Annotated in this window: 19 protein-coding genes and 1 other RNA gene; 7 read left to right on the top strand and 13 right to left on the bottom strand. The window is 45.0% G+C overall.

Annotation, left to right across the window (positions count from 1 at the left end):
- Positions 1-525: 525 nt before the first annotated feature.
- The 7 genes from M1E09_RS02855 to secG all read right to left on the bottom strand — a co-directional run bounded on the left by M1E09_RS02855 (position 526) and on the right by secG (position 8,539).
- Positions 526-2,568, bottom strand: coding sequence for a sigma 54-interacting transcriptional regulator (locus tag M1E09_RS02855; protein WP_456273382.1), 2,043 nt, complete (start codon positions 2,566-2,568; stop codon positions 526-528).
- A 178-nt stretch (positions 2,569-2,746) separates the two neighbouring features.
- Positions 2,747-3,514 carry a 3-hydroxyacyl-CoA dehydrogenase gene (locus tag M1E09_RS02850; protein ID WP_456273381.1) on the bottom strand — a complete coding sequence of 256 codons (768 nt, stop codon included), beginning with the start codon at positions 3,512-3,514 and terminating at the stop codon, positions 2,747-2,749.
- A gap of 343 nt (positions 3,515-3,857) precedes the next feature.
- Positions 3,858-4,220: a transfer-messenger RNA gene (ssrA, locus tag M1E09_RS02845) on the bottom strand.
- A 181-nt stretch (positions 4,221-4,401) separates the two neighbouring features.
- Positions 4,402-4,875 (bottom strand): SsrA-binding protein SmpB, encoded by a 474-nt coding sequence (smpB, locus tag M1E09_RS02840; RefSeq protein WP_456273380.1) that lies wholly within the window; start codon positions 4,873-4,875, stop codon positions 4,402-4,404.
- Positions 4,876-5,001: 126 nt separating this feature from the next.
- Positions 5,002-7,335 carry a ribonuclease R gene (gene rnr / locus M1E09_RS02835; protein ID WP_456273379.1) on the bottom strand — a complete coding sequence of 778 codons (2,334 nt, stop codon included), beginning with the start codon at positions 7,333-7,335 and terminating at the stop codon, positions 5,002-5,004.
- Between the two features lie 24 nt (positions 7,336-7,359).
- A complete protein-coding gene (locus M1E09_RS02830; protein WP_456273378.1) occupies positions 7,360-8,106 on the bottom strand; it encodes an alpha/beta hydrolase in 747 nt (248 codons plus the stop codon).
- Between the two features lie 199 nt (positions 8,107-8,305).
- Positions 8,306-8,539 carry a preprotein translocase subunit SecG gene (gene secG / locus M1E09_RS02825; RefSeq protein ID WP_148941247.1) on the bottom strand — a complete coding sequence of 78 codons (234 nt, stop codon included), beginning with the start codon at positions 8,537-8,539 and terminating at the stop codon, positions 8,306-8,308.
- Positions 8,540-8,804: 265 nt separating this feature from the next.
- Between secG and M1E09_RS02820 the strand changes: the two genes are divergently transcribed.
- From M1E09_RS02820 to M1E09_RS02790, 7 genes are all read left to right on the top strand, one after another.
- A complete protein-coding gene (locus M1E09_RS02820) occupies positions 8,805-10,301 on the top strand; it encodes a phytoene desaturase family protein (protein ID WP_456273377.1) in 1,497 nt (498 codons plus the stop codon).
- Positions 10,298-11,743: a phytoene desaturase family protein gene (locus M1E09_RS02815; RefSeq protein WP_456273376.1), complete on the top strand. Its 1,446-nt coding sequence runs from the start codon at positions 10,298-10,300 to the stop codon at positions 11,741-11,743. The genes M1E09_RS02820 and M1E09_RS02815 overlap by 4 nt, the downstream gene beginning before the upstream one ends.
- Complete coding sequence (locus tag M1E09_RS02810) at positions 11,740-12,570, top strand: phytoene/squalene synthase family protein (protein WP_456273375.1); 831 nt, start codon at positions 11,740-11,742, stop codon at positions 12,568-12,570. Before M1E09_RS02815 ends, M1E09_RS02810 begins: the two co-directional genes overlap by 4 nt.
- Before the next feature lie 66 nt (positions 12,571-12,636).
- Positions 12,637-12,819: a hypothetical protein gene (locus M1E09_RS02805; RefSeq protein ID WP_456273374.1), complete on the top strand. Its 183-nt coding sequence runs from the start codon at positions 12,637-12,639 to the stop codon at positions 12,817-12,819.
- Positions 12,820-13,105: 286 nt separating this feature from the next.
- A complete protein-coding gene (locus tag M1E09_RS02800; protein ID WP_456273373.1) occupies positions 13,106-13,657 on the top strand; it encodes a glycosyl-4,4'-diaponeurosporenoate acyltransferase CrtO family protein in 552 nt (183 codons plus the stop codon).
- Positions 13,599-14,648 (top strand): type 2 isopentenyl-diphosphate Delta-isomerase, encoded by a 1,050-nt coding sequence (fni, locus tag M1E09_RS02795; protein ID WP_456274884.1) that lies wholly within the window; start codon positions 13,599-13,601, stop codon positions 14,646-14,648. The genes M1E09_RS02800 and fni overlap by 59 nt, the downstream gene beginning before the upstream one ends.
- Positions 14,649-14,825: 177 nt before the next feature.
- Positions 14,826-15,272, top strand: coding sequence for a DUF6376 family protein (locus tag M1E09_RS02790; protein WP_456273372.1), 447 nt, complete (start codon positions 14,826-14,828; stop codon positions 15,270-15,272).
- Between the two features lie 513 nt (positions 15,273-15,785).
- Here the strand turns inward: M1E09_RS02790 and eno are convergent.
- The 6 genes from eno to M1E09_RS02760 all read right to left on the bottom strand — a co-directional run bounded on the left by eno (position 15,786) and on the right by M1E09_RS02760 (position 23,184).
- On the bottom strand, positions 15,786-17,078 hold the full coding sequence (eno, locus tag M1E09_RS02785; RefSeq protein ID WP_456273371.1) for a phosphopyruvate hydratase: 1,293 nt from the start codon (positions 17,076-17,078) through the stop codon (positions 15,786-15,788).
- A gap of 339 nt (positions 17,079-17,417) precedes the next feature.
- Positions 17,418-18,953: a 2,3-bisphosphoglycerate-independent phosphoglycerate mutase gene (gene gpmI / locus M1E09_RS02780; RefSeq protein WP_456273370.1), complete on the bottom strand. Its 1,536-nt coding sequence runs from the start codon at positions 18,951-18,953 to the stop codon at positions 17,418-17,420.
- Positions 18,946-19,707, bottom strand: a complete 762-nt coding sequence (gene tpiA, locus M1E09_RS02775; RefSeq protein WP_456273369.1) for a triose-phosphate isomerase — start codon at positions 19,705-19,707, stop codon at positions 18,946-18,948. Before tpiA ends, gpmI begins: the two co-directional genes overlap by 8 nt.
- A gap of 16 nt (positions 19,708-19,723) precedes the next feature.
- Positions 19,724-20,908, bottom strand: coding sequence for a phosphoglycerate kinase (locus tag M1E09_RS02770; protein WP_456273368.1), 1,185 nt, complete (start codon positions 20,906-20,908; stop codon positions 19,724-19,726).
- A 185-nt stretch (positions 20,909-21,093) separates the two neighbouring features.
- Positions 21,094-22,101: a type I glyceraldehyde-3-phosphate dehydrogenase gene (gap, locus tag M1E09_RS02765; RefSeq protein WP_456273367.1), complete on the bottom strand. Its 1,008-nt coding sequence runs from the start codon at positions 22,099-22,101 to the stop codon at positions 21,094-21,096.
- 60 nt (positions 22,102-22,161) lie between these two features.
- Entirely contained in the window at positions 22,162-23,184 is a 1,023-nt protein-coding gene (locus tag M1E09_RS02760) for a sugar-binding transcriptional regulator (protein ID WP_456273366.1), read from the bottom strand.
- Between the last annotated feature and the right edge of the window lie 12 nt (positions 23,185-23,196).

The following is a 23,196-nucleotide window of genomic DNA, read 5'->3' as shown; positions in this document are numbered from 1 at the left end:
TAGCTGTCTCTTTCCTTTCCTTTACACTCCCGGAATTCGAACTCTGCCACTTAGTTTCAAGTAGTTCAGTTTTGGAGTACAAAAGCACTATTTGCCCCCTTAATTGAATTGCTTTTTTTATATGAAAAAGCATACTAATCTGCACCCTGATTGGTAAGGTAAAGTGCAGGCAAAACTGTCGGCCTAACTGAAAGAAAATGATAAGAAGAAGGGGAAGGAGCAGGATAGTGGAAGATGATTTTTTGATTATAGAAAGTCCTATCCTTAAGTGCGGGTCACAGATCCATAAATAGAGGGAGAAATTCCCCTTAAACTGCAAAACATAGCTGAGTTAGCTATAAATAAGGGGAGATTTTCCCCTTATTCCTGGCTCAGCACCCCATTTTTCATGATTTTCAAATGAATAGCGGTAAATATTCCCCTTATTCCCCCTGTTTTTAGTGTCATTTCCTAAATAAGGGAAGTTTCTCCCCTTATTTTTATCAGCTCATGCTGCTGATTTCCTTTGAGCCCATGAGATGCGGCTCACAGCGCGTACTTTTTAAGTTTTTCATATAAGCCTGAACGGCTGATTCCAAGCAGCCTTGCTGCCTGTGCTTTGTTGCCGCTTGATTGGGTCAATGCCTTTTGGATTGCTTCAAGTTCAGCATCCTCTGCCAAACCCGTGTTCTGCATCTTCTGTTTTGACAGCTGGTAAATGAGATAATCCGGCAGATCTTCTGCCTGAATGTTCCCATGCTCAGCAAACGTCATCGCACGTTCGAGCACATTTCTAAGCTCACGGACATTTCCCGGCCATCCATAATGAAGCAATGCCTCCTTAGCCTTTGATGAAATTCCGGTAATACTTGTACCCAGCATTGAATTGAGTTCAATCATCAATTTATTGGTTAGATGCTCAACATCATGAACACGATCACGCAGCGGAGGTATATTCAAGGAAATGACGTTCAATCTGTAGTACAAATCTTCCCGGAATCCGCCTTCCTTGACCATCACTTCTAAATTTCGATTGGTTGCAGCTATGATCCGCACGTCCACCTTTATACGGGCATTCCCACCAACCCTGTAAAACTCCCTTTCTTGCAGGACTCTTAATAATTTCGCCTGGAGAGCAATGGACATATCACCAATTTCATCAAGAAACAAAGTGCCGCCATTGGCAAGGTCAAACTTCCCGACTTTACCTCTCTGCTTCGCCCCTGTAAAAGCCCCCTCTTCATATCCGAAAAACTCGGATTCAAGTAAATCCTCGGGAATTGCCGCACAGTTTACAATGACAAATTTTCCGTCGCTCCTTGCACTGCTGTTATGGATTGCATGCGCGAACAATTCCTTACCTGTACCGCTTTCACCCCTGATTAATACAGTGGATCTGCCTCTCGCAGCTTTTGCAGCACTCTTCTTTAACTTTTCCATATAAGGGTGTTCACTTAGGATATGCTCCCAGGTGAACCTTGCTGTTTCGGATTTTTGCAGCTGCTGGTGATAATAGCTTGCCTTGTTTTCAGCTTTTTGAAGCCTTTTAAACAGCTCACTAACCTCGTTTAACTGTCTGAACATGATCTTTCCGATTGCCCCGATGACCTTGCCGTCCTTTTTGATGGGAATTCTGTGCACAATATAGTTGATTCCATTCCTCTCATGTAAATCACTGACTTCAGCTGTTTCCGTCTTAAATACATTCGCAAGCTTCAACTGAGGCAGCACTGTATCGACAGCCTGATGCAGAACCTCTGTTTTTTCAAGATTGAAAAGCTCAAGCAGCGGTGGACTGACCATCGTAATAATATTCCGGTCATCCGTCATCAGGATGCCATCATACGCATGCTCTAATGCCGTCTCGATTGTAAGCTTCAATTTTTTTACCGTTTGCAGTTCCTCTGCCATTTTTTCAATTTCGGAAATGTCCTGAAATAGAATAATTTTTCCTTGTTTATGGGTAACTGTTTCGTAAGATGAAATATGTATGATCGATTTATATTTTTCAATATGATGGTGCCCCTTAATTTCAAGTGACATGTTTGGGAATACTTCACCAAGCTTGCGGGACTGAATGGAGTCAATTGAGCGGCCGGTAATCTTAGAAAATGAGGCATTTGCATAGATGATCTGTAAATGTTCATCCGCCATCAATACACCGATATTGGAATGCTTTAAGATCGTTTCTAACTGCTCCTTCAGCATGTTCGCAGACTTTAACAAAGCCATCACCATCTCTGTTTTCGTGAGCAATCCAATCACCTTGTCTTGTTCATCAAGCACCACTCCCGTACCAGCCTTGCTCGTTTTTACAATATTTTCGATTTGATGATAGGGCGTGTCAATCCTGATTGTTTGTGCTTCATTTTTAATATAAGATTTAATCGGTGTCTGGAGCGGAAGGCGGTCGAGAATCATTTGGTAAAGTCCGCTGCGTGTAAAAACCCCCCGAAGATTCCCGTTCTTGTCAGTAACAGGCAGCAGGTTCCATTTCTTCTGCTTGATGATTTCAACTGCTTCCTTCAATGTGGTGTCTTCCGTAATGACATAATCAACCGGAGTGACAATATCCTGGAACTGAATCATCTCTATCCCCCTTAGCTTTTCGTTTTCATGAGTAAATATCTGAAAATTCAATTTCTTATTTCTATTATAAAGCTTCCTGCAATAGAGGTACACATCTTGAAGAGTAAAATTGGTTTGTGAAAATAAAAAGACCCCATTTTAATAAAGGGGATCTTAAAATTTACTCATCCTATTCCATTTACTTCGGCTGCATGCGGATTCCACCGTCAAGCCGAATCGTCTCTCCATTCAGCATCGGATTGGCAATAATACTTTCTACTAGAATTGCATATTCATCTGGTTGTCCAAGCCTCTGGGGAAACGGAACCATTTTTCCGAGTGAGTTGATGGCTTCCTCTGGCAGCGATTCGAACATCGGCGTATGGAACAAGCCTGGGGCAATTGTCATCACCCTGATGCCATGGGAAGCAAGTTCCCTCGCGATTGGAAGCGTCATTCCGACAACGCCTCCCTTTGAAGCACTGTAAGCAGCCTGTCCGATCTGCCCCTCAAAAGCTGCTACTGAGGCTGTATTGATAATGACTCCCCGTTCTCCATGTTCATTCGGATCGTTTTTGGACATTTGTTCAGAGGCCATTCGGATGACATTGAATGTCCCAATCAAATTGATTGAAACTACCTTGGAAAACGATTCAAGTGAATGGATGCCTTTTCGTGACATCAACTTAGACGCGATGGCGATCCCAGCGCAATTGACTACCGCATTAATCGAACCGAAAGAATCTACTGCCTCCTTTATAGCTGCTGAGACTTCATTTTCACTCGTTACATCCGTTTTTATAAAAATAGCCCTCTCACCCAGTTCTTCAACAAGCGACTGACCCCTTTCTACCGCTAAATCCAGTATTGCTGCTTTACCGCCCTGCTTAATGATCTTCCTGACTGTCGCTTCCCCCAACCCTGATGCTCCACCTGTTATCATTGCAATCGTATCATTGATATTCATCGACTGACCTCCAGTTTTATCTATTCACTTTTTATATTGCAAGAATTGTGCCAGGCTGATTTGCCCGGCGTATAGGAATAGAGTTTTAAAGAACTGTCCAGAATATGTACATTATGGACATTCATTTCGACATATGTATTTTTCAGGGGAAACCGAGAAGTATTGTTCACCAAGATCTCAACCGTTAATAAAGGGTTCTAAATTTTTGACGACAGATACCCCACATAAAAAGCCATATTATTGCAGGAAGCAATAATATGGCTTTTGGCATGTTATTATATGTTCAACAAATTCACTATTTCTTCGGGGTTTCAGCCAAAATAAAAACCACCAAATATGTATTTGGTGGAGACGGTGGGAATCGAACCCACGTCCAGACATATCGCCACTTAAGCATCTACGAGCGTAGTCGATATATTCGCGAGTTCGCTGCAACTTCTGCCTATCGACGGGCGTCCGTGCAGCTAGCCTGATTAATCTCTTCCTTCATCCTCAGACGGTGGAATCCGGCGTAGCCCACTGAAAGTGAGTCCCTTACCCTACCACATGGGCGATGGAGGGAGGAACCGCTAAGCTAGCTTACGCTGCTAAAGCGAAGTTGTTGTTAGATTTGCCAGTTATTATTGGCGTTGACGTTTTATCGTGGACGATCCCCACGGCTCGCAACTCAAGCTCGAACTATCCCTGTCGAATCCGTAACGTCCCCATGATATAGGGTTCGTTTCGCTTTTTGCGAAAACCCTTAAAGGGAAGAACGGGAAGAATAAGTTATAAGCTTAGTTACTTATTCAATTGTTCTTGCTGCCGCTTGATTGCCTCGCGACTAATATTATTATAACAAACCTGCTGTAATTTGCAATGAAAATGCCTTTGGTAAATTACACTAATCAGTAATTGCCTTTCTGCCTTTGAGCGAGTTCACGCTGGATGGTGCGGTTAGCATCTTTTCGTTTTAAGTCTTCGCGCTTATCAAATTTCTTCTTACCTTTCGCCAATCCGATCAACAGTTTGGCTACGCCATTTTTGATATACAGCTTCAGCGGCACTAACGAATACCCTGCTTCTTTCGTTTCACCGATCAGTGTACTAATCTGTTTTTTGTGAAGCAGCAACTTACGTGTCCTGAGCGGTTCGTGATTGTATCGGTTCCCCTGCTCGTAAGGACTTATATGCATATTGTGCACAAAAACCTCACCTTGCTGGATTCTGGCGAAAGAATCTTTTAAATTCACACGTCCGGCCCTGATCGCCTTGATTTCTGTTCCTTGCAGGACAAGTCCGGCTTCGTATGTTTCTTCCACAGTATAGTCATGCCTTGCTTTTTTATTTTGTGCAATTAACTTACCTTCACCCTTTGGCATTGCGGCTTTCCCCCTCTTTCGTTGAACGACTGTATTCTCTCTTTTTATCAGCCACTCATGAATAATACTTCCATTATACTAGCTGAAAGCAAAGGAGAAAAGAAATCCTCTTTTCTCCTTTGCGCTTTATTTACGTTTTTTCGGCTTGCGCTTGCTTTTCGGCGCATTTTCGAACTTCTTGCTGCCTTTTTTCTTTTTGTTTTTTGGCGGGCGGGTAGACCATTCACCGGAGTCTTTCTTCTTATCTTTTGGTGCGCCTTTGCCATCCTTTTGTTTCGTTCTTAGAACAGTCGGCCTTTCTTCACGCGGTCTCTGGTTGCTTTTCATGCCGACGATTTCAAAATCAATCGCCCGTTCGTCTTTGTTTACATTTACGACGCGGATGGTAATCTCATCACCAATTCGGAAAACATTGGCCGTCTTTTCACCAATCATCGCCATAGATCTTTCGTCGAACCGGTAATAGTCATCCGTCATGTAGCTGACATGGACCAGGCCTTCGATTGTATTGGAAAGCTCGACGAACATTCCAAAGTTGGTGACAGAACTGATGATGCCGTCGTATTCTTCCCCAACCTTATCCAGCATGTACTCCGCTTTCTTCAGGTCATCTGTTTCACGCTCGGCATCGACTGCCCGTCTTTCACGGCTGGATGTATGTTCGGCAATCTCATCCATCTGAGCATCCCATTTCGCTCTCGTACTCTCATCCAGCTTGCCTTCGATCAGATACGTACGGATGAGACGGTGAACAATTAAATCTGGATAGCGGCGGATCGGCGATGTAAAGTGAGTATAGTATTGTGTCGACAAGCCGAAGTGTCCAAGACTCTCTGCATGATATTTTGCCTGCTGCATGGAGCGAAGCATAACCGTCGACACGACCATTTCTTCCGGTTTGCCTTCTACCGCTTCGATGATTTCCTGCAATGCACGAGGGTGAACGGAATTCGCCGTCCCTCTTACAAACAGGCCAAAATTCGTAATGAACTCAAAGAACTTTTGCAGCTTTTCTTCTTTCGGGTCTTCATGGATACGATAGATAAACGGAACATCCATCCAATGGAAATGTTCTGCGACAGTTTCATTCGCTACCAGCATGAACTCCTCGATAAGGCGTTCAGCCACTGAACGTGTTCTTAGAACCACATCAGTCGGTTTGCCTTCATCATCTACAAGCACCTTCGATTCTTTGAAATCAAAATCGATGGCGCCTCGCTTCATCCGCTTTTCTCTTAAAATTTGCGCAAGCTCTTCCATTTGTTCAAACATCGGTACGATTGGCTCGTAATGCTCACGAAGCTTTTCATCTTTATCTACAAGAATCTTATTCACATCGGAATAGGTCATTCGCTCTGTTGTTTTGATGACACTCTGGAAGATTTCGTGTTTCACCACTTCACCATCAGCATTGATTTCCATTTCACATCCCAGGGTCAAGCGGTCCACTTTTGGATTCAATGAACAGATTCCATTTGAAAGGCGGTGCGGGATCATAGGGATTACGCGGTCCACCAAGTATACACTCGTTCCTCTTTCAAAGCCTTCCTGGTCGATCGGCGAACCTTCTGTCACATAGTAGCTGACATCAGCGATATAAACACCGAGCTTGTAATTGCCGTTATCCAACTGTTTGACCGTAACAGCATCGTCAAGGTCTTTAGCGTCGGCTCCGTCGATGGTAACAATGGTCTCATCACGCAAATCACGGCGATTCTCAAGTTCAGATGGGTCAATTTCATCCGGCACACTGTTCGCCTGCTCCATCACCTCATCCGGGAACTCGACTGTGATGCCATGCTTATGGATAACGGAAAGAATATCAACACCCGGATCGTTTTTGTGGCCCAGGATATCGATGACTTCTCCTTCGGCACTCTTGCGCCCTTCAGGATAGGAAGTCAGTTTCACAACAACCTTATGTCCTTCGACAGCTCCCATGTTGGACGACTTCGGAATGAAGATATCACTTGAGAATTTTTTGTCATCAGGGATGACAAACCCGAAATGCTTGCTCTCTGTATACGTCCCGACTACCTGTGTGACTCCCCGTTCCAGGATGCGGACAATCGAGCCTTCACGCCTGCTTCCTGAGGTTTCAGAAGACACTCTGGCAAGAACGATGTCACCGTTCATGGCATTGTTCGTTTCATTCGGCGGAATAAAAATGTCATCTAGACCCGGTTCATCAGGAATGACGAATGCAAACCCTTTGGCATGTCCTGACAGCTTCCCGCGGATCAGGTTCATTTTTTCCGGCAGACCATATCGGTTGCTGCGAGTGCGGACGACAAGCCCTTTTTCCTCCATTGTCACAAGAGCCTTCACAAAATCCTTAAAATTGGAAGAGCCTTCAATCCCAAAAGCCTCCTCCAGCTCCTGCACCGTCAATGGCTTATAAGTTTCATCTTTCATATAGGAAAGAAGCTTATCTATTTTTTCGCGTATAGAATCATCCATTTTTAACCCTCCTAAAACCTAGTATTAAACGGTCCAGTCCAGCCCTTCAAGGAATGCATGTACATCCTCGTGCAGCTGCTCTTTCTCTTTGTCCAGCGTGATGACATGGCCGGATTCCTCATACCATTTAATCTTTTTATTATCTGGTTCGACTGCTTCATAAATAATATTTGCCGAATCTGTATTTATCATGTGGTCATTTCTTGCCTGTACGACAAATGTCGGGCTGTAAATCATATCGACATTGTCCCGCACATCGGCGATTAACTGTTGAAGAGATTGTAACGTATTCATCGGTGTCTTCTTAAACTCTTTTATTTCTTCTTCAATTTGCGAGGCTTCTTTTCCTTCAAACTTCTTAAATTCCCTCGCGTAATCAACGACACCCTCATACATGACCTCTTCGCTTTTTATGTACATTGGCGCACACATCGGTACAATACCCTTTACAGGTACAGTGTAACCTAATTTAAGGGAAAATACCCCTCCCAGGGACAGCCCGGCTACAGCGATTTCCTTATAGCCTTTTTCTTTCAGATGGTTGTAGCCGTCCATAACATCCTTCCACCAGTCTTCAGGCCCTGTATGGACCAGTTCCTCAGGAGGAACGCCATGCCCTTTATAATGTGGCGCATGAGAAGAATACCCTTTCTTCTCAAGGAAACGCCCGAGCATGCGGACATCCGCAGAATTCCCGGTAAAGCCATGAAGCAACAAAACAGCACGGGGACCAGCTTCAAAGGTAAATGGTTTTGGCAAAACAGTTTTCATGATTGTGACTCCTTTTATAAATATAGTAAATGGCTGTGCGGCAGCCTTCAATTTTATTAATCAAACGTTTGATTAATTCAAGTCCACCCTTTATTTTAAGCAATTCCAGCCAAAACAATCCAGTAATGAAGCCTATTATGTATAAAAGTTCTGCACTAAGGCAAATAAAAAAACCCGGCCGTCATGACCGGGTTTCCTATTAAAAACCGAAGTATGTTACTGCAAGTGTCAAAATGAAGAATAATACGGAAAGAACGATTGTAACGCGGTGCAGCACTAAATCGAGTCCGCGCGCTTTCTGTTTGCCGAATAGCTGCTCTGCACCACCTGAGATGGCACCTGATAGTCCTGCACTTTTACCAGATTGCAATAGTACAACTACGATAAGAGCAATTGAAACAATGATTAGTAAAGTGATTAATAATGTATGCACGAGTCCCACCTCCTGAAACGAACGTTAAGCAATATTTTTAATTTTATCACACCTGGCAGATAGTCACAATAAGGTTTTGAATTTTTTGGCGATGGCAGGGTATTAAGGGGGTGAGGTTAAATACTCGATTTTAAAAGAAGGATGATTCTGGGGTCTACCAACAGTTTTCGGGCCGCCTCGGAACCAAAACAGAAAACACTTATTTCTTTCAAGTTTTGTATAATGATTGTATAATTAATGTACTATTAATCAGGAAGAGGTGGGAATGGTGAAAACGGTCATTATAGTCGGCTCCGGTCCCGGTGGTTTGGCAGCCGGAATGCTGCTGGCAAGTCAGGGAATGAAGGTGAAAGTTGTAGAAAAGCAGTCTTTTATCGGTGGAAGGACATCATCGATGAAGGTGGGCGAGTATGTGTTTGACAGAGGGCCTACTTTTTTAAATATGCCGCATATCCTTGAGGAAGCTTTTGCGGTATCGGGCAGGAATCTCCATGATTACGTGAACCTGAAAGAAATTGACCCGATGTATGAGCTTCGCTTCGACGGCCTGGCTTTTAATCCAAGCAGAGATCAGGAAAAAACGAAGAAACAAATTCAGCAGCTTTTTCCGGAAGATGTGAAGGGATACGAACGGTTTATGATGGAAGAAGATGCGAAACTGCAGGCCTTGCTGCCGATTTTACGAAACAAGCATGATTCCCTGTTTGACTATGCGAAATGGCGTTTTCTCAAAGCCCTTCCAAAGTTAAGTGTAGGAAAATCCTTGTACGGACGGCTTTCGGACTATTTTACAGATGACCGGCTGAAACTCGCCTTTACGTTTCAATCTAAATATCTCGGCATGTCGCCATGGGAATGTCCCGGGGCGTTCACGATATTGTCGTATATGGAGCATGCATATGGGGTTCACCATCCCGTTGGCGGCGTGAATCAAATCACGAAAGCGATGGCCGCTGTAATCGAAGAATTTGGCGGTAAGGTAATGACCAACGCTGGTGTAAAAAAAATCCTGACGAGTGAAAACCAGGCGAAAGGTGTTCTTCTTGAAAACGGTGAGACCCTCTACGGAGACGAAGTCGTGGTGAATGCCGATTTCGGCTATGCAATGGAAAACCTGCTTGACGAAGGAGTGACCAAGAAATACACACCACAAAAGCTGGAAAAGAAGAAGTATTCCTGCTCGGCCTTTATGATGTATCTCGGATTGAATAAGCGATTTGACCTCCCGCACCATACCATCGTTTTTTCAAAAGATTACAAAAAGAATGTTGAGGAAATCACGGGTACCAAAATACTCTCAGAAGATCCGTCCATCTACATTCACAACCCTTCCGTGACGGACGAAACGCTCGCCCCGCCGGGAAAATCCGCTGTCTATTTACTTGCCCCTGTGCCGAACAATTTCAGTGAAATCGATTGGGAAAAGAACAAAGGGCAGTTCAGGAAACTGATTCTTCAACAGTTAGAGGACCGGACTGGTTTTAAAGGAATCGAAAACCACATAGAAGTGGAGACAGTATTCACACCTTACAATTGGGAACATGATCTGAACATATACAAAGGGGCAACCTTCAGCCTTGCCCATAACCTCCCGCAAATGATGTATTTCAGGCCTCATAACAGAGTGAAGGAAATCGACAGGCTCTGGCTGGTCGGAGGCGGCACACACCCTGGCAGCGGACTTCCGACGATTATTGAATCAGCAAGGATTACAAGCTCGATGATTTTAGAAAAGCATGCTGTCCAGGGGGTATCTGTATGAAAGCGGCGATAATTGGCGGCGGAGTCGGCGGCCTGACAACAGCCCTTCTATTAAAGCAGAAAGGGCATGATGTCACGATATATGAAAAAAGCAGCCGGCTTGGCGGACGGCTTGGTTTCATCGAGAGGGACGGATTTAAAATCGATAAAGGACCAACGATCGTGCTGCTGCCGGATATGTTAAAAGAAGTCTTGAATGAAGCCGGAGTGGCAGAGGAAGAACTGGAATTAATCCAAGTTGATCCTCTTTATAAGCTGCATTATCCCGATGGCAGCCATTTCTATAAATACAGTAACCTCGAAAAACAACTGGAGGAAATACAGCGTGTTTTCCCAGGTGAACAGCAGCCATATCTAAGGTATTTAAAAGACATGAAAGAGCGTTTCCGAAAAGGAAAGCTGGCGTTTCTTGACAAAGATTTTGTCAGGAAAAGCGACTTTTTCTCCTTTCAAAATATGAAAATATTATTAGAGCTAAAGGCACACCACAGCGTGAGAAAAAATGCTGAAGCTTATTTTACACATCCGCGACTGCATGAGGCTTTCTCTTTTCAAACGCTATATATCGGAGGCTCGCCCAATAATGCACCTGCCCTCTATTCGCTTATTCCCTACAGTGAGCATGAACATGGAATCTGGTATTTAAAAGGCGGCTATGGAAATCTTGTAAACATTTTAACAAAGCATGTTGAGAATCATAACATCCCTGTACATCTTCAGTCCGAAATAACAGAGCTGCAGATCACGGGGAAACGATGCACGGGACTCATCGCCAATGGGAAATCGGAAAATTATGATGCGGTGGTTTTCAACGGAGACTTTCCCGGGATCCACCGGTTAGTCAACAATGAAAGACCCAGGAAAAAGCGTTATAAAGCATCTTCAGGCTGCTTACTTCTTTATTTCGGCTTGAACAGGCAGTTTGAGGAGGCAGATGTGCACCAGTTTTTCATGCCTGAACATTTTCAGCATCATATGGACGCAGTGTTTTCCAGCGGGGCGCTGCCGGATGATCCTTCGATTTACACCTTCTACCCGTCTAAAATTGATGACAGTCTCGCTCCGGATGGTAAGAGCGTGTTGTATACACTTATACCGGTTCCCTCGGGTGATGAGATTAATTGGAGAAGTCAAGATGAGTTTATCGAGCGCATCCTGGATGAAATTGAAACAAGAGGCTTCCCCGGCCTCAGGGATGCAGTGGAATGGATGGAAATCCGAACACCGGAAGATGACCTGCAGGATGGTTTGTACCAAGGCGGAAGCTTCGGCATTGCCCCGACACTTGGCCAATCCGGCGTATTCCGCCCGCAAGTCAAGCCGTTTCCCTTTGAAGGGCTCTACAGTGTCGGTGCTTCCGTCCACCCAGGAGGAGGCATTCCAATCGTCATGCAGGGTGCAAAGTTACTCTCAAATTACATGGAAAGGGTGATGACAAGTTGAAGGAAGCTTACCAGGCATGTGAAGACATTATTAAGCAGCATTCAAAAACCTTCTACAAGGCGTTTTCATTTTTGCCGGAGGAGAACCGGAACGCCGTGTGGGCCATCTATGCGTTTTGCAGAAGGGTCGATGATATTGTGGATGAAGGTGAAAACCCCGAAGTTGAACTGAAACGATTCAAAGAAGAGTTTATGAGATTTGCCAAAGGTGAGCGTATGTCAGAATCCCCTTATTGGACAGCATTACATGACGTATTTAATTGTTTTCAGATGGAGAGCGCTCCGTTTGAAGATATGATCACGGGTCAGGAAATGGACCTTTCAGGACAGCGCTATCACTCTATCAATGATTTTGAATCGTATTGCTATCACGTCGCCGGGACAGTCGGCCTCATGCTGCTTCCGGTGCTTGCCCCTGGAAAAGAAAAGGAGCTGAGAGAGGGTGCAATCGCACTCGGCATCGCCATGCAATACACAAATATATTGCGGGATATTGGAGAAGACCTTGGCCGCAGCAGAGTGTACCTTCCAAAAGAAGAAATGATGAAACACGGCTATTCAACCGCTCTCTTGGAAGAAAATGTCCTGAACAGTTCGTTTATCTCGTTGTGGGAAAGTATGGCCGCACGAGCGGAAACTTATTATGAGGAAGCAATGGAAACCCTAGCTCATTATCCTTCCTATTCCCAGCTGCCGGTCAAATCAGCAGCCATTTTTTACCGTGGGATCCTGGACAGTGTTCGTTCAAATGGATATAATGTCTTCTCTGAACGGGCTTATGTTTCAGAGAGGCAAAAGGATCAACTGCTCGCTGAAAGATTGGGATGATAATAGATAAAAAGAAGGCCCGGGTGGAATGCCAAATTTAACATTCCACCCGAAGATGTTTTCCAAGTGATCAACGGAGCGAAAGAAGAAGCACAGCATGCAATAGACCAGAAACGAGATAAAATCTTTTTCACAGAAAGCTTGGAAGTCGGGAAAGCGGTCTTGAAACAGGCTTCACAATACGCCATACCATGTGACATGGAACTGAGCGAGACGGACCTGGCAAAGGCAGACGAAATAAAGAGATGAACTGATTTCCGTATCACCGGAACACCGCTGACTGGCTTAGAAAAGGACTGATTTGGAAATACAAATAATGAGGTGGGTGCCGACTTTCGATCATCATCCCGGCACGAATGAGGAGAAAAATTTGCACCTCCTTTTATCAGTTGGGCAGCAGCCCTCTTCTATCCCTTATTAACTTTATTCCTCATTATTGTTTTTACTTATTCATTCGTGAGGACGTTTTCGACGAAAAGAGTTGCCCGGAAAGGGCGCAGTATCTCTTTAACAAAGAAGAAAGGGCGTTAAAATTATGCTGGTGACATTTTCGTTCTGGTGGACCTTACTCATAAATATCGTATTATGGCCGGTGATCCATCTGTCCTTTTCTTACATATGCCTGCACCTTGATGACCGCTATTTCACAAAGGATTCATGCCTTTACCGTGAAAAACGCTGGGAGTCGGCCGGAAAGTTTTATGAAAAACTCGGGATCAAACGTTGGAAAACGATTCTTCCTGATGGCGGCGGTGTCTTTGCGGGGGGCTTTCGAAAGAAAAAACTATTGGACCGAAACAACGATTATTTTGAAACATTTATCGTTGAAACAAGACGGGCGGAGTTCACCCATTTGATTCTGATTCCCCCCGCACTTCTATTTTTCATTTGGAATACAGCGTTTGTAGGGTGGATCATGGTCGCTTATGCAATGATAGCCAATATCCCTTTCATTATTATTCAACGGTACAATCGGTTTCGGTTTCAACGCATCCTGCAGCAACGCATAAAGAGGAGGAATTTGCTTGATCGACAAGGAGAAGGAGAAACGCAGTATTACAGAGAAGAGAAAAACAGAGCATATTGATATCTGCTTAACACAAGAAGTGGAATCGGATGAGATGACGACCGGCCTTGAAGCATTTCGATTTCAGCATAACGCTCTGCCGGAAGTCGATTTCAGCGAGATTGATCTCAGTACCTCTCTATTCAACAAGCGTTTGAAAGCACCGTTTCTGATCAGTTCCATGACAGGAGGAACGGAAACTGCAGCCAGAATCAATGAGACGCTTGCAAAAACAGCTGAAAAGCGCGGCTGGGCAATGGGCGTCGGCTCAATGAGGACCACCATCGAAAAGGAACAGACCGCCTATTCTTATGATGTACGCAAGCATGCACCGACGATTCCTGTTCTTGCAAACATAGGAGCTGTTCAGTTCAATTACGGTTATGGTTTGGAACAATGCCAGCGTGCCGTTGATCTGATAAAAGCTGATGCCCTTATTCTCCATCTCAACAGCCTGCAGGAAGTTTTCCAGCCTGAAGGAGATACAAATTTTAAAGAATTGCTGCCTAAAATTGAAAAAGTGGCAAAGTCTCTTTCTGTTCCTGTCGGTGTAAAAGAAGTCGGAATGGGAATCAGCGGCGCCGCTGCACGCCGTTTATATGAGGCAGGCGTCTCTTTTATCGACGTGGCCGGCGCTGGAGGAACTTCGTGGATCAGGGTCGAAGCTTATCGTTCTAAAGATCCTCTAAGAGCAGAAGCGGCGGCAGCTTTCCAAGATTGGGGAATTCCAACAGCGGAAAGCCTGATGCAAATTAAGAAAGAGCTTCCGGGAGTGCCGCTGTATGCAAGTGGAGGATTGAAAAATGGTGTGGATGCAGCCAAAGCAATCGCGTTAGGCGCAGATCTTGCTGGATTTGGCAGGTCCCTCCTTCCCAACGCTGCCCTGTCTGATGAAGAAGCGCTGGCTGCGCAGTTCCAACGGATTGAATTCGAACTGCGCACCGCTATGTTCGGGATAGGTGTTGCCTCAATCGATCAGCTGAAAGGCACTGAGGCGTTAAAGCAGGCATAAGACACTATGGACACCCTATTTACTTTTGCATAAAGAGAGGAGGCCTGGATCAGATAATGATTCCGGCCTCCTCTTTTCATGGTTATATGGAAAATGCGACAACCGTATGACCTTTGCTGTATTCGGGAGTGCTATACTTAGAATGCATGCATACTATTTTTGGGAGGAGGTATGTCATTGAAGAAAACAATAATCGCATTTTTAATGTCCCTTACCGTTATTCTAAGCGGCTGCTCTATGCTCGAAGGGATAAATAACACCTTGGATTACGCCGAAAAGGCTGCAGACTATGCCAATGAAGTCAGCGCCTTCGCCAATGAAGTTCCCCAATTGGCTCAACAAGCAGTAACAGATGAGCAGGCGGCAATAGAATTAGAAAAACGGCTTAAGGATATGAAGCAAGAAATAGAAGAATTTAATGAATTGGAAGAACCAGCAGTGGGTGCTGAGCTCCATCAGCAAGTGCTGGAGCAAAACAAACAAGCACTAAAAGGCATAGATGCTTATTTAAACAATATTGAAAACGGAAAATTGGATCCAGCTGTTATTGAAAATACAGAAGTATTCCAAACCCTAAGCGAAATTGCTAATATCATTGATCAGATCCAACAATTAGGCGGTTAAGCTGGCCGTCCAGGCACTCTTTTTTAGAAGGGTGTCTTTTTTGGTTTATAGCTCTTGCTTTTTAAAATATCCAAAATGGAATATTAGCGGGCCCACTTCCAGGAGAGAAGATATTAGCTATAGGAGTTATCTGGGAGGAAACCAAAATCACATAAATAAAAATAACAGAGGTACATAGAATATTGTCCTCTTGATAAAACGCGTGTCAAAAGTTTTTTTATGTACCCTCGTTCATCTCTAAGTAAATCGCAAACTATGATAGATTGGAGCGGAAGGTGTACGACCTCCTGCGGGACTAGCGGGACAGGTGAGACCAAGGTTACGTACCCACCGGAACGTAACCCCGCAGTCGAAGCCGAGGAGGCTCACCGCCCGCCCCGCGGAGTCGTACACCTGGAGCGGAAATCATAGCAGAACCCTCAGTAATCTCCTTGTGACTTACACTTTAACTAATTGGAATACCATTTCTATACAAAAAAAGACCCGCCACAGTGGACGGATCTTGCATCAAAATTACTTCTTGATGTTATAGAATGTTTTTGCTCCAAGGTATTGTGCAGTGTGTGCCAATTGGTCTTCGATGCGAAGCAATTGGTTGTATTTCGCCACACGGTCTGTACGTGAAGGAGCACCTGTTTTGATTTGTCCTGCATTTGTCGCAACAGCGATGTCAGCAATTGTGCTGTCTTCTGTTTCACCAGAGCGGTGGGAGATGACAGCTGTGTAGCCAGCGCGCTTAGCCATTTCGATCGCATCGAACGTTTCAGTCAATGTACCGATTTGGTTCACTTTAATCAGGATGGAGTTTCCTACGCCTTGCTCGATACCTTGAGATAATTTGTTTGTGTTCGTAACGAACAGGTCATCACCTACAAGCTGTACTTTGCTGCCGATACGGTCAGTCAAGAGCTTGTGGCCATCCCAGTCATTTTCGTCAAGACCGTCTTCGATTGAAACGATTGGATACTTGTTGCACATTTCTTCGTACCAATCAACCATTTCTTCAGAAGTGCGGACAACACCTTCGCCGGAAAGATGGTATTTACCATCTTCTTTGTTGTAGATTTCAGAAGCAGCAACGTCCATGGCAAGAAGAATTTCTTCTCCTGGCTTGTAGCCTGCTTTTTCGATGGCTTCGATGATTGTAGATAGTGCTTCTTCATTTGATTTCAGGTTAGGAGCGAATCCGCCTTCATCACCTACAGCTGTGTTGTAGCCTTTGGATTTAAGTACGTTTTTAAGGCTGTGGAAAATTTCCGCACCCATGCGAAGGCCTTCTTTGAATGTAGGAGCGCCTACTGGCATAACCATGAATTCCTGGATATCAACGTTGTTATCAGCATGCTCCCCGCCGTTAACGATGTTCATCATTGGTACTGGAAGCTGCTTGGAGTTAAAGCCTCCAAGGTATTGGTAAAGCTCAACGCCGAAGAAGTCTGCAGCAGCACGTGCAGCTGCCATGGATACACCAAGGATAGCGTTAGCACCCAATTTGCCTTTGTTTTCAGTGCCGTCAAGAGCAATCATCGCCTGGTCGATCGCGACTTGTTCTGTAACGTCCATGCCGATTAGTTCTTCAGCGATTTCATTATTCACGTTATCTACAGCTTTTTGAACACCTTTTCCAAGGTAGCGTTCTTTGTCGCCGTCACGAAGTTCTACTGCTTCGTATTCACCAGTGGAAGCACCGCTTGGCACTAATGCGCGGCCGAATGCGCCTGATTGTGTGTAAACTTCAACTTCAATTGTAGGATTTCCGCGGGAATCCAATACTTCGCGAGCATATACGTCTGTAATAAATGGCATGTAAATTCTCTCCTTTAAATGGGTTTGTTTAATGTTCTTTTAACGCAGATGTTGATTTCCGCTCCAGGTGCGTGACTCCGCGGGGCGGGCGGTGAGCCTCCTCGGCTTCGCCTGCGGGGTCTCACCTGTCCCGCTAGTCCCGCAGGAGGTCACGCACCTTCCGCTCCAATCAACTCCTTGATGAGCAAAAGTAAGTCTTTACATAAAGACCACAAACTTAAATTGCGACTTAGGCTTCACATCACCCTATTCAGGCGTAGGGAAAGTAAACTTCTTCCGGGTCAATGCCTCCGAGTAACTATTCCCTAGCAGAGTGCATTCCGCTAAAATCAACAAACTTTATTTCTTAATCAACGTCTCACCAGTCATTTCAACCGGTTTTTTCAGATCCAGAAGGTCTAACATTGTCGGCGCAAGGTCTCCGAGAATTCCGTCTTCCCTGAGAGCTGCCCCCTCTTTTGTCACGATTACCGGGACAGGATTCGTTGTATGGGCAGTCATTGGATTGCCTTCTAGTGTCACCACTTCATCAGCATTTCCATGATCGGCCGTAATTATTGCCGTTCCGCCTTTTTCGGTAATGAGGTCGACGATTTTCCCTAAACATTCATCAACCGTTTCAATCGCCTGGATTGTCGGTTCGAGCATTCCGGAGTGCCCGACCATATCCGGGTTGGCGAAATTGAGGATGATGGCATCCTGTCTGTCGTTTTTAATCTCTTCAAGCAGTGCCTCTGTAACTTCATAAGCGCTCATTTCCGGCTTAAGGTCATAGGTCGCTACGTCAGGAGAATTAATCAGGATCCTTGTTTCACCCGGGAATTCCTCTTCACGTCCCCCACTCATGAAGAACGTCACGTGAGGATATTTTTCCGTTTCGGCAATGCGCAACTGTTTCAAATTGTTTTGCGCAAGGACTTCACCGATTGTATTGTCCAAATTAGCCGGCTTGAAGGCCACATATCCGTCAACCGTTTCACTGAAGTGTGTCAGGCACACGAAGTGAAGGTTTTTCGGGTGCAAAGGCCCTCTTTCGAACGAACGGAAATCATCATTTGTAAACGTATTCGAGATTTGGATGGCACGGTCCGGCCTGAAATTATAGAAGATAACCGCATCTTCTTCTTCGATTGTTGCCACCGGTTCGCCATTTTCCTTTTTGATAACAGAAGGAAGTACAAACTCATCAAAGATTCCATTATCGTAAGAATCGACGACGACTTCCAATGGGTTGGAGTAAGATGGACCCTCTCCGTACACCATGGCGCGATAGGCTTTTTCAACACGGTCCCAGCGTTTGTCTCTGTCCATTGAGTAATAACGTCCTGAAATCGTCGCAAATTCGCCGACACCCAGTTCACGCATGACTTCCTGCGTTTGCTGGATATACGTTTCAGCCGTTTTCGGCCCCACGTCGCGTCCATCAAGGAAACCATGGACATAGACTTTCTTCAACCCTTCGGCAGCCGCCATTCTCAACAGTGCAAAAAGGTGTTCAATATGGCTGTGCACACCGCCATCGGAAAGCAGCCCAAAAACATGAAGGCCTTTGTTCTTGCTCTTGGCATGCTCGATCGCATCCACGAAGGTTTGGTTCTTCTCAAACTCCCCTTCACGAATCGAAACATTCACGCGAGTCAAGCTTTGATACACCACTCGCCCGGCACCGATGTTCAAGTGCCCGACTTCCGAGTTGCCCATCTGCCCTTCAGGTAGGCCGACAGCTTCTCCGCTCGCCTTCAATGTGCTGTGGGGGTACTTGTTCCAGTACCGGTCAAAGTTCGGCTTATTGGACTGTGTGACAGCATTTCCCTTTTCCTCTTCACGTAGTGCGAAACCATCTAAGATGATAAGAGCAACAGGAGACTTACTCATTGGAACCTGCCTCCAATAGCTGCAGGAATGATTGCGGCTCTAGGCTTGCTCCTCCTACGAGGGCGCCGTCGATATCCGATTGCGCCATATATTCATCGATGTTGTTCGGCTTAACGCTTCCGCCATATTGGATACGAAGTGCTTCTGCAGCTTGTTGTGAGAATTTCTCTGCAACCGTCTGGCGGATATGAGAGCATACTTCATTCGCATCTTGTGCAGTAGAAGACTTGCCAGTCCCAATTGCCCAGATTGGCTCGTAAGCAATGACCGTCGCTTTGACCTGGTCTTCACTCAATCCCTCAAGTGCTTTTTCAACCTGGTCGCCGACGATTTGTTTTGTTTCGTTATTTTCACGCTGTTCCAATGTTTCACCTACACACACAATCGGTGTCAGGTTGTATTGGAATGCAGCTCGCGTCTTTTTGTTTACCGCTTCATCCGTTTCATTGAACATTTCACGGCGTTCAGAGTGTCCGATGATTACATATTTCACACCAATGTCTTCAAGTGCCTTAGGGCTTGTTTCGCCTGTAAAAGCACCGCTCTCTTCAAAGTGCATGTTTTGGGCACCGATTTCTACCTTGTATTCTTTGGTGATTTCCACAAGTCTTTCCAAGAAAAGATCCGGGGCACAAATAACGGATTCTACTTTTTCAGCATCCGGTACCAGGCCGTTAACCTCTTCAGCGAAGGTTTTGGCTTCTGACATGGTTTTATTCATTTTCCAATTTCCTGCAATGATTGGTTTACGCATGTTAATCATCCTTCCTTTACTTGTCGTTTAATGCAGCCACTCCTGGAAGTTCTTTTCCTTCCATGAATTCGAGGGATGCACCGCCGCCAGTGGAAATATGGCTCATTTTATCGGCATAACCGAATTTTTCAACCGCCGCGGCCGAGTCTCCTCCGCCAATGACAGAATATGTATCTGCAGCATCGGCTAAAGCTTGACCAACGGCTTTCGTACCATTTGCAAACTTTTCAAATTCAAATACGCCCATTGGCCCGTTCCAAATGACAAGTCTGGAGTTTTTGATAACATCCTCATATAACTCGCTTGTTTTCGGCCCGATATCAAGCGCTTCCCAATCAGATGGGATCTCTTCGATGGACACGACTTTCGTGTTCGCATCTTTCGAGAAGTCGTCAGCAACGACAGCATCAACCGGCATATAGAATTTAACGCCTTTTTCTTCTGCTTTTTTCATGAATTGTTTCGCTAAATCAATTTTATCTTCTTCAAGCAGAGACTTTCCAATTTCATGGCCTTGCGCCTTAATGAATGTGTAGGCCAGTCCTCCGCCGATGATTAAGTTATCTACTTTTTCAAGAAGGTTATCGATGACACCGATTTTATCCTTAACCTTTGCTCCACCGATGATCGCAGTGAAAGATCTTTCAGGTGTCGATAGTGCTTTTCCGAGGACCTCCAATTCTTTTTCAAGCAGGAATCCTGCAACTGCTGGCAAATGCTCTGCTACGCCTGCAGTCGAAGCGTGTGCTCTGTGAGCAGCTCCAAAAGCATCATTCACGTATACATCAGCAAGTGCTGCGAATTCTTTTGCAAGTTCAGGATCATTTTTCGTTTCACCTGGATAGAAGCGGACGTTTTCCAGAAGAAGAATGTCTCCTTCATCCATTTTATCGATTTCAGCTTTTGCAATGTCCCCATAAGCTTCGTTTGATTTTGCTACATTCTTGTCAAGAAGCTCAGACAAGCGTTTTGCTACCGGAGTCAATCTCAATTCTTCGACTACCTGGCCTTTTGGTCGTCCAAGGTGGCTGGCGAGAATCACTTTGGCTCCATGCTCGGATAGATACTGGATAGTCGGCAGTGCCGCTCTGATTCTTGTTTCATCCGTTACATTGCCATTGCTCATCGGCACATTGAAGTCGACGCGGCAAAATACACGTTTCCCTTTCAGGTCGATATCCTTGATTGTTTTCTTGTTCATGCAAAAGGCCCTCCTTTTGATTTGCGGGAATGATCCCGTCATTTATGAAAAAGAAGAGCGGGGAATCCTCCCCGCTCCCCTTCATCCCATTTCATTATAGATGCTGGGACATAATTTATCCAACATTTCTATTGAAAAATTATGTCACATTAAGCATTTAGGATGTCACATTTATAGAAATAGGTTTACAGACCTTTTGAAGCGATGTAATCAACAAGGTCTACTACACGGTTGGAATATCCGCTTTCGTTATCGTACCAAGAGATTACTTTTACCATGTTGCCTTCCATTACCATTGTAGAAAGCGCATCGATTGTAGAAGAATCAGGGTTTCCGTTGTAGTCGCCGGATACTAACGGCTCTTCGCTGTAACCAAGGATTCCTTTCAAATTACCTTCTGAAGCTTCTTTAAGAGCAGAGTTGATTTCTTCAACTGTCACTTCTTTATCAAGCTCAGCAACAAGGTCAACAAGAGATACGTTTGGAGTCGGAACACGCATTGCTCCACCGTTCAGCTTGCCTTCAAGTTCCGGAAGAACAAGAGATACCGCTTTTGCAGCACCAGTTGTAGTCGGAATGATATTTTCAGCAGCTGCACGCGCACGGCGGTAATCTTTGTGCGGCAGGTCAAGGATCTGCTGATCATTTGTGTAAGAGTGGATAGTCGTCATCATACCGCGCTTGATGCCGAACTTATCATTCAATACTTTCGCGAACGGTGCAAGACAGTTAGTAGTACAAGACGCATTAGAGATTACGTCATGGCTCCCTGCATCGTACTTGTCTTCGTTAACACCCATAACGATTGTGATATCTTCATCAGATGCCGGAGCAGAGATGATGACTTTCTTCGCGCCTGCTTCCAAGTGTTTCGCTGCGTCTGCACGCTTTGTGAAACGGCCAGTGGATTCAACTACTACGTCCACTCCAAGATCTCCCCAGCCAAGTTGAGCAGGGTCGCGTTCAGCTAATACTTTTACCTTTTTGCCGCCGACAACAAGGTAATCTCCGTCTACAGATACCTCTTGGTCAAGCTTTCCGTGTACGCTGTCATATTGTAAAAGGTGAGCAAGCATATTTGCATCAGTCAAATCGTTAACTGCCACTACCTCAACGTTGTCGTTTTTTAATGCTGCGCGGAATACTACGCGTCCGATACGTCCAAATCCGTTAATACCAACTTTTACTGTCATGAATAATTTCCTCCTTTAATTGGTTAAGGATAATCCTAAAAAAATATATTTCAAAAGGTCTTACCCTTTTAAAAGCTCTTTTGCCGCACCTTCATCCGTGATCAAAATAGTCGAATGGGGCACGCTCCTGAAATAGGCGCGAATGGCTTTCGCCTTTGAATGGCCGCCTGCGACAGCGACTACATTCGCTTTATTTCTGAGATCTTCACGCTGAAGGCCTACAGTCGTCACTTTATGTACGACTTCGCCATTTTCGTTAAAATAATAGCCAAATGCTTCTCCGACTGCATTTCCCGCATGAATCTTATCAAGAACCTTTTCACTGGTTTTGCGCCGTTCAGCCATTGTGACTGCATCGCCGATCCCGTGAAGGACAATGTTGGCTGAAGTGATCAGGCTCAACACTTCCTTGATGTCAGGCTCTTTGATAAAAGATTTGTAAACTTCGGTGCTGACCTGGTCAGGAACATAGAGGACACGATGCCTCTTGCCTGTCCTTTCCGCCATTTTTGCACAAATGGTATTGGCCTGATTTTTGACATCTTCACCGATACCGCCCCGTGCCGGAACGAACAACACCTTGCTTTTGGTAAAATCCGGTGTCAGTTTTTCAGCAACAGCCGCCATCGTCGACCCTCCGGTTACCGCGATGATATTATCTCCAGATAGAAGGTCTTTCATACGCGATGCTGCCGATCTTCCTAACTCTTCTTTTACCCAGGGGGACTCATCACTATTCCCCGGTACGATGACAATTTCATGAAGATTGAGTAACTTCTTCAATTCTTTTTCCATCGAATCGATTCCCGTTATCTCTCTCATCATGTCCGCCGTCTTGGTCAGAAGCCGTTCCCCTTCATCAGTGATCATCATCCCTGATGACTTAATTTCAATCAGATCCTGTTCTTTAAGGAACTCCACTTCACTTCTCAGGACTCTTTCCGTCATCCCGAGTGAATGAGCGAGACTTCTTCTTCCAACCGGCTGCATTAATCGTACCGATTTCAAGATTTGATGTCTTTTTTGCATAACCTGGAGCAGGTCCGGTAATAATCTTTTTTGAATATCAATGATTGATTCCATCTAAAAGCTCCT

Source organism: Bacillus sp. AK031 (genome assembly GCF_053903065.1).
This window is presented reverse-complemented; position numbering and strand designations above follow the sequence as displayed.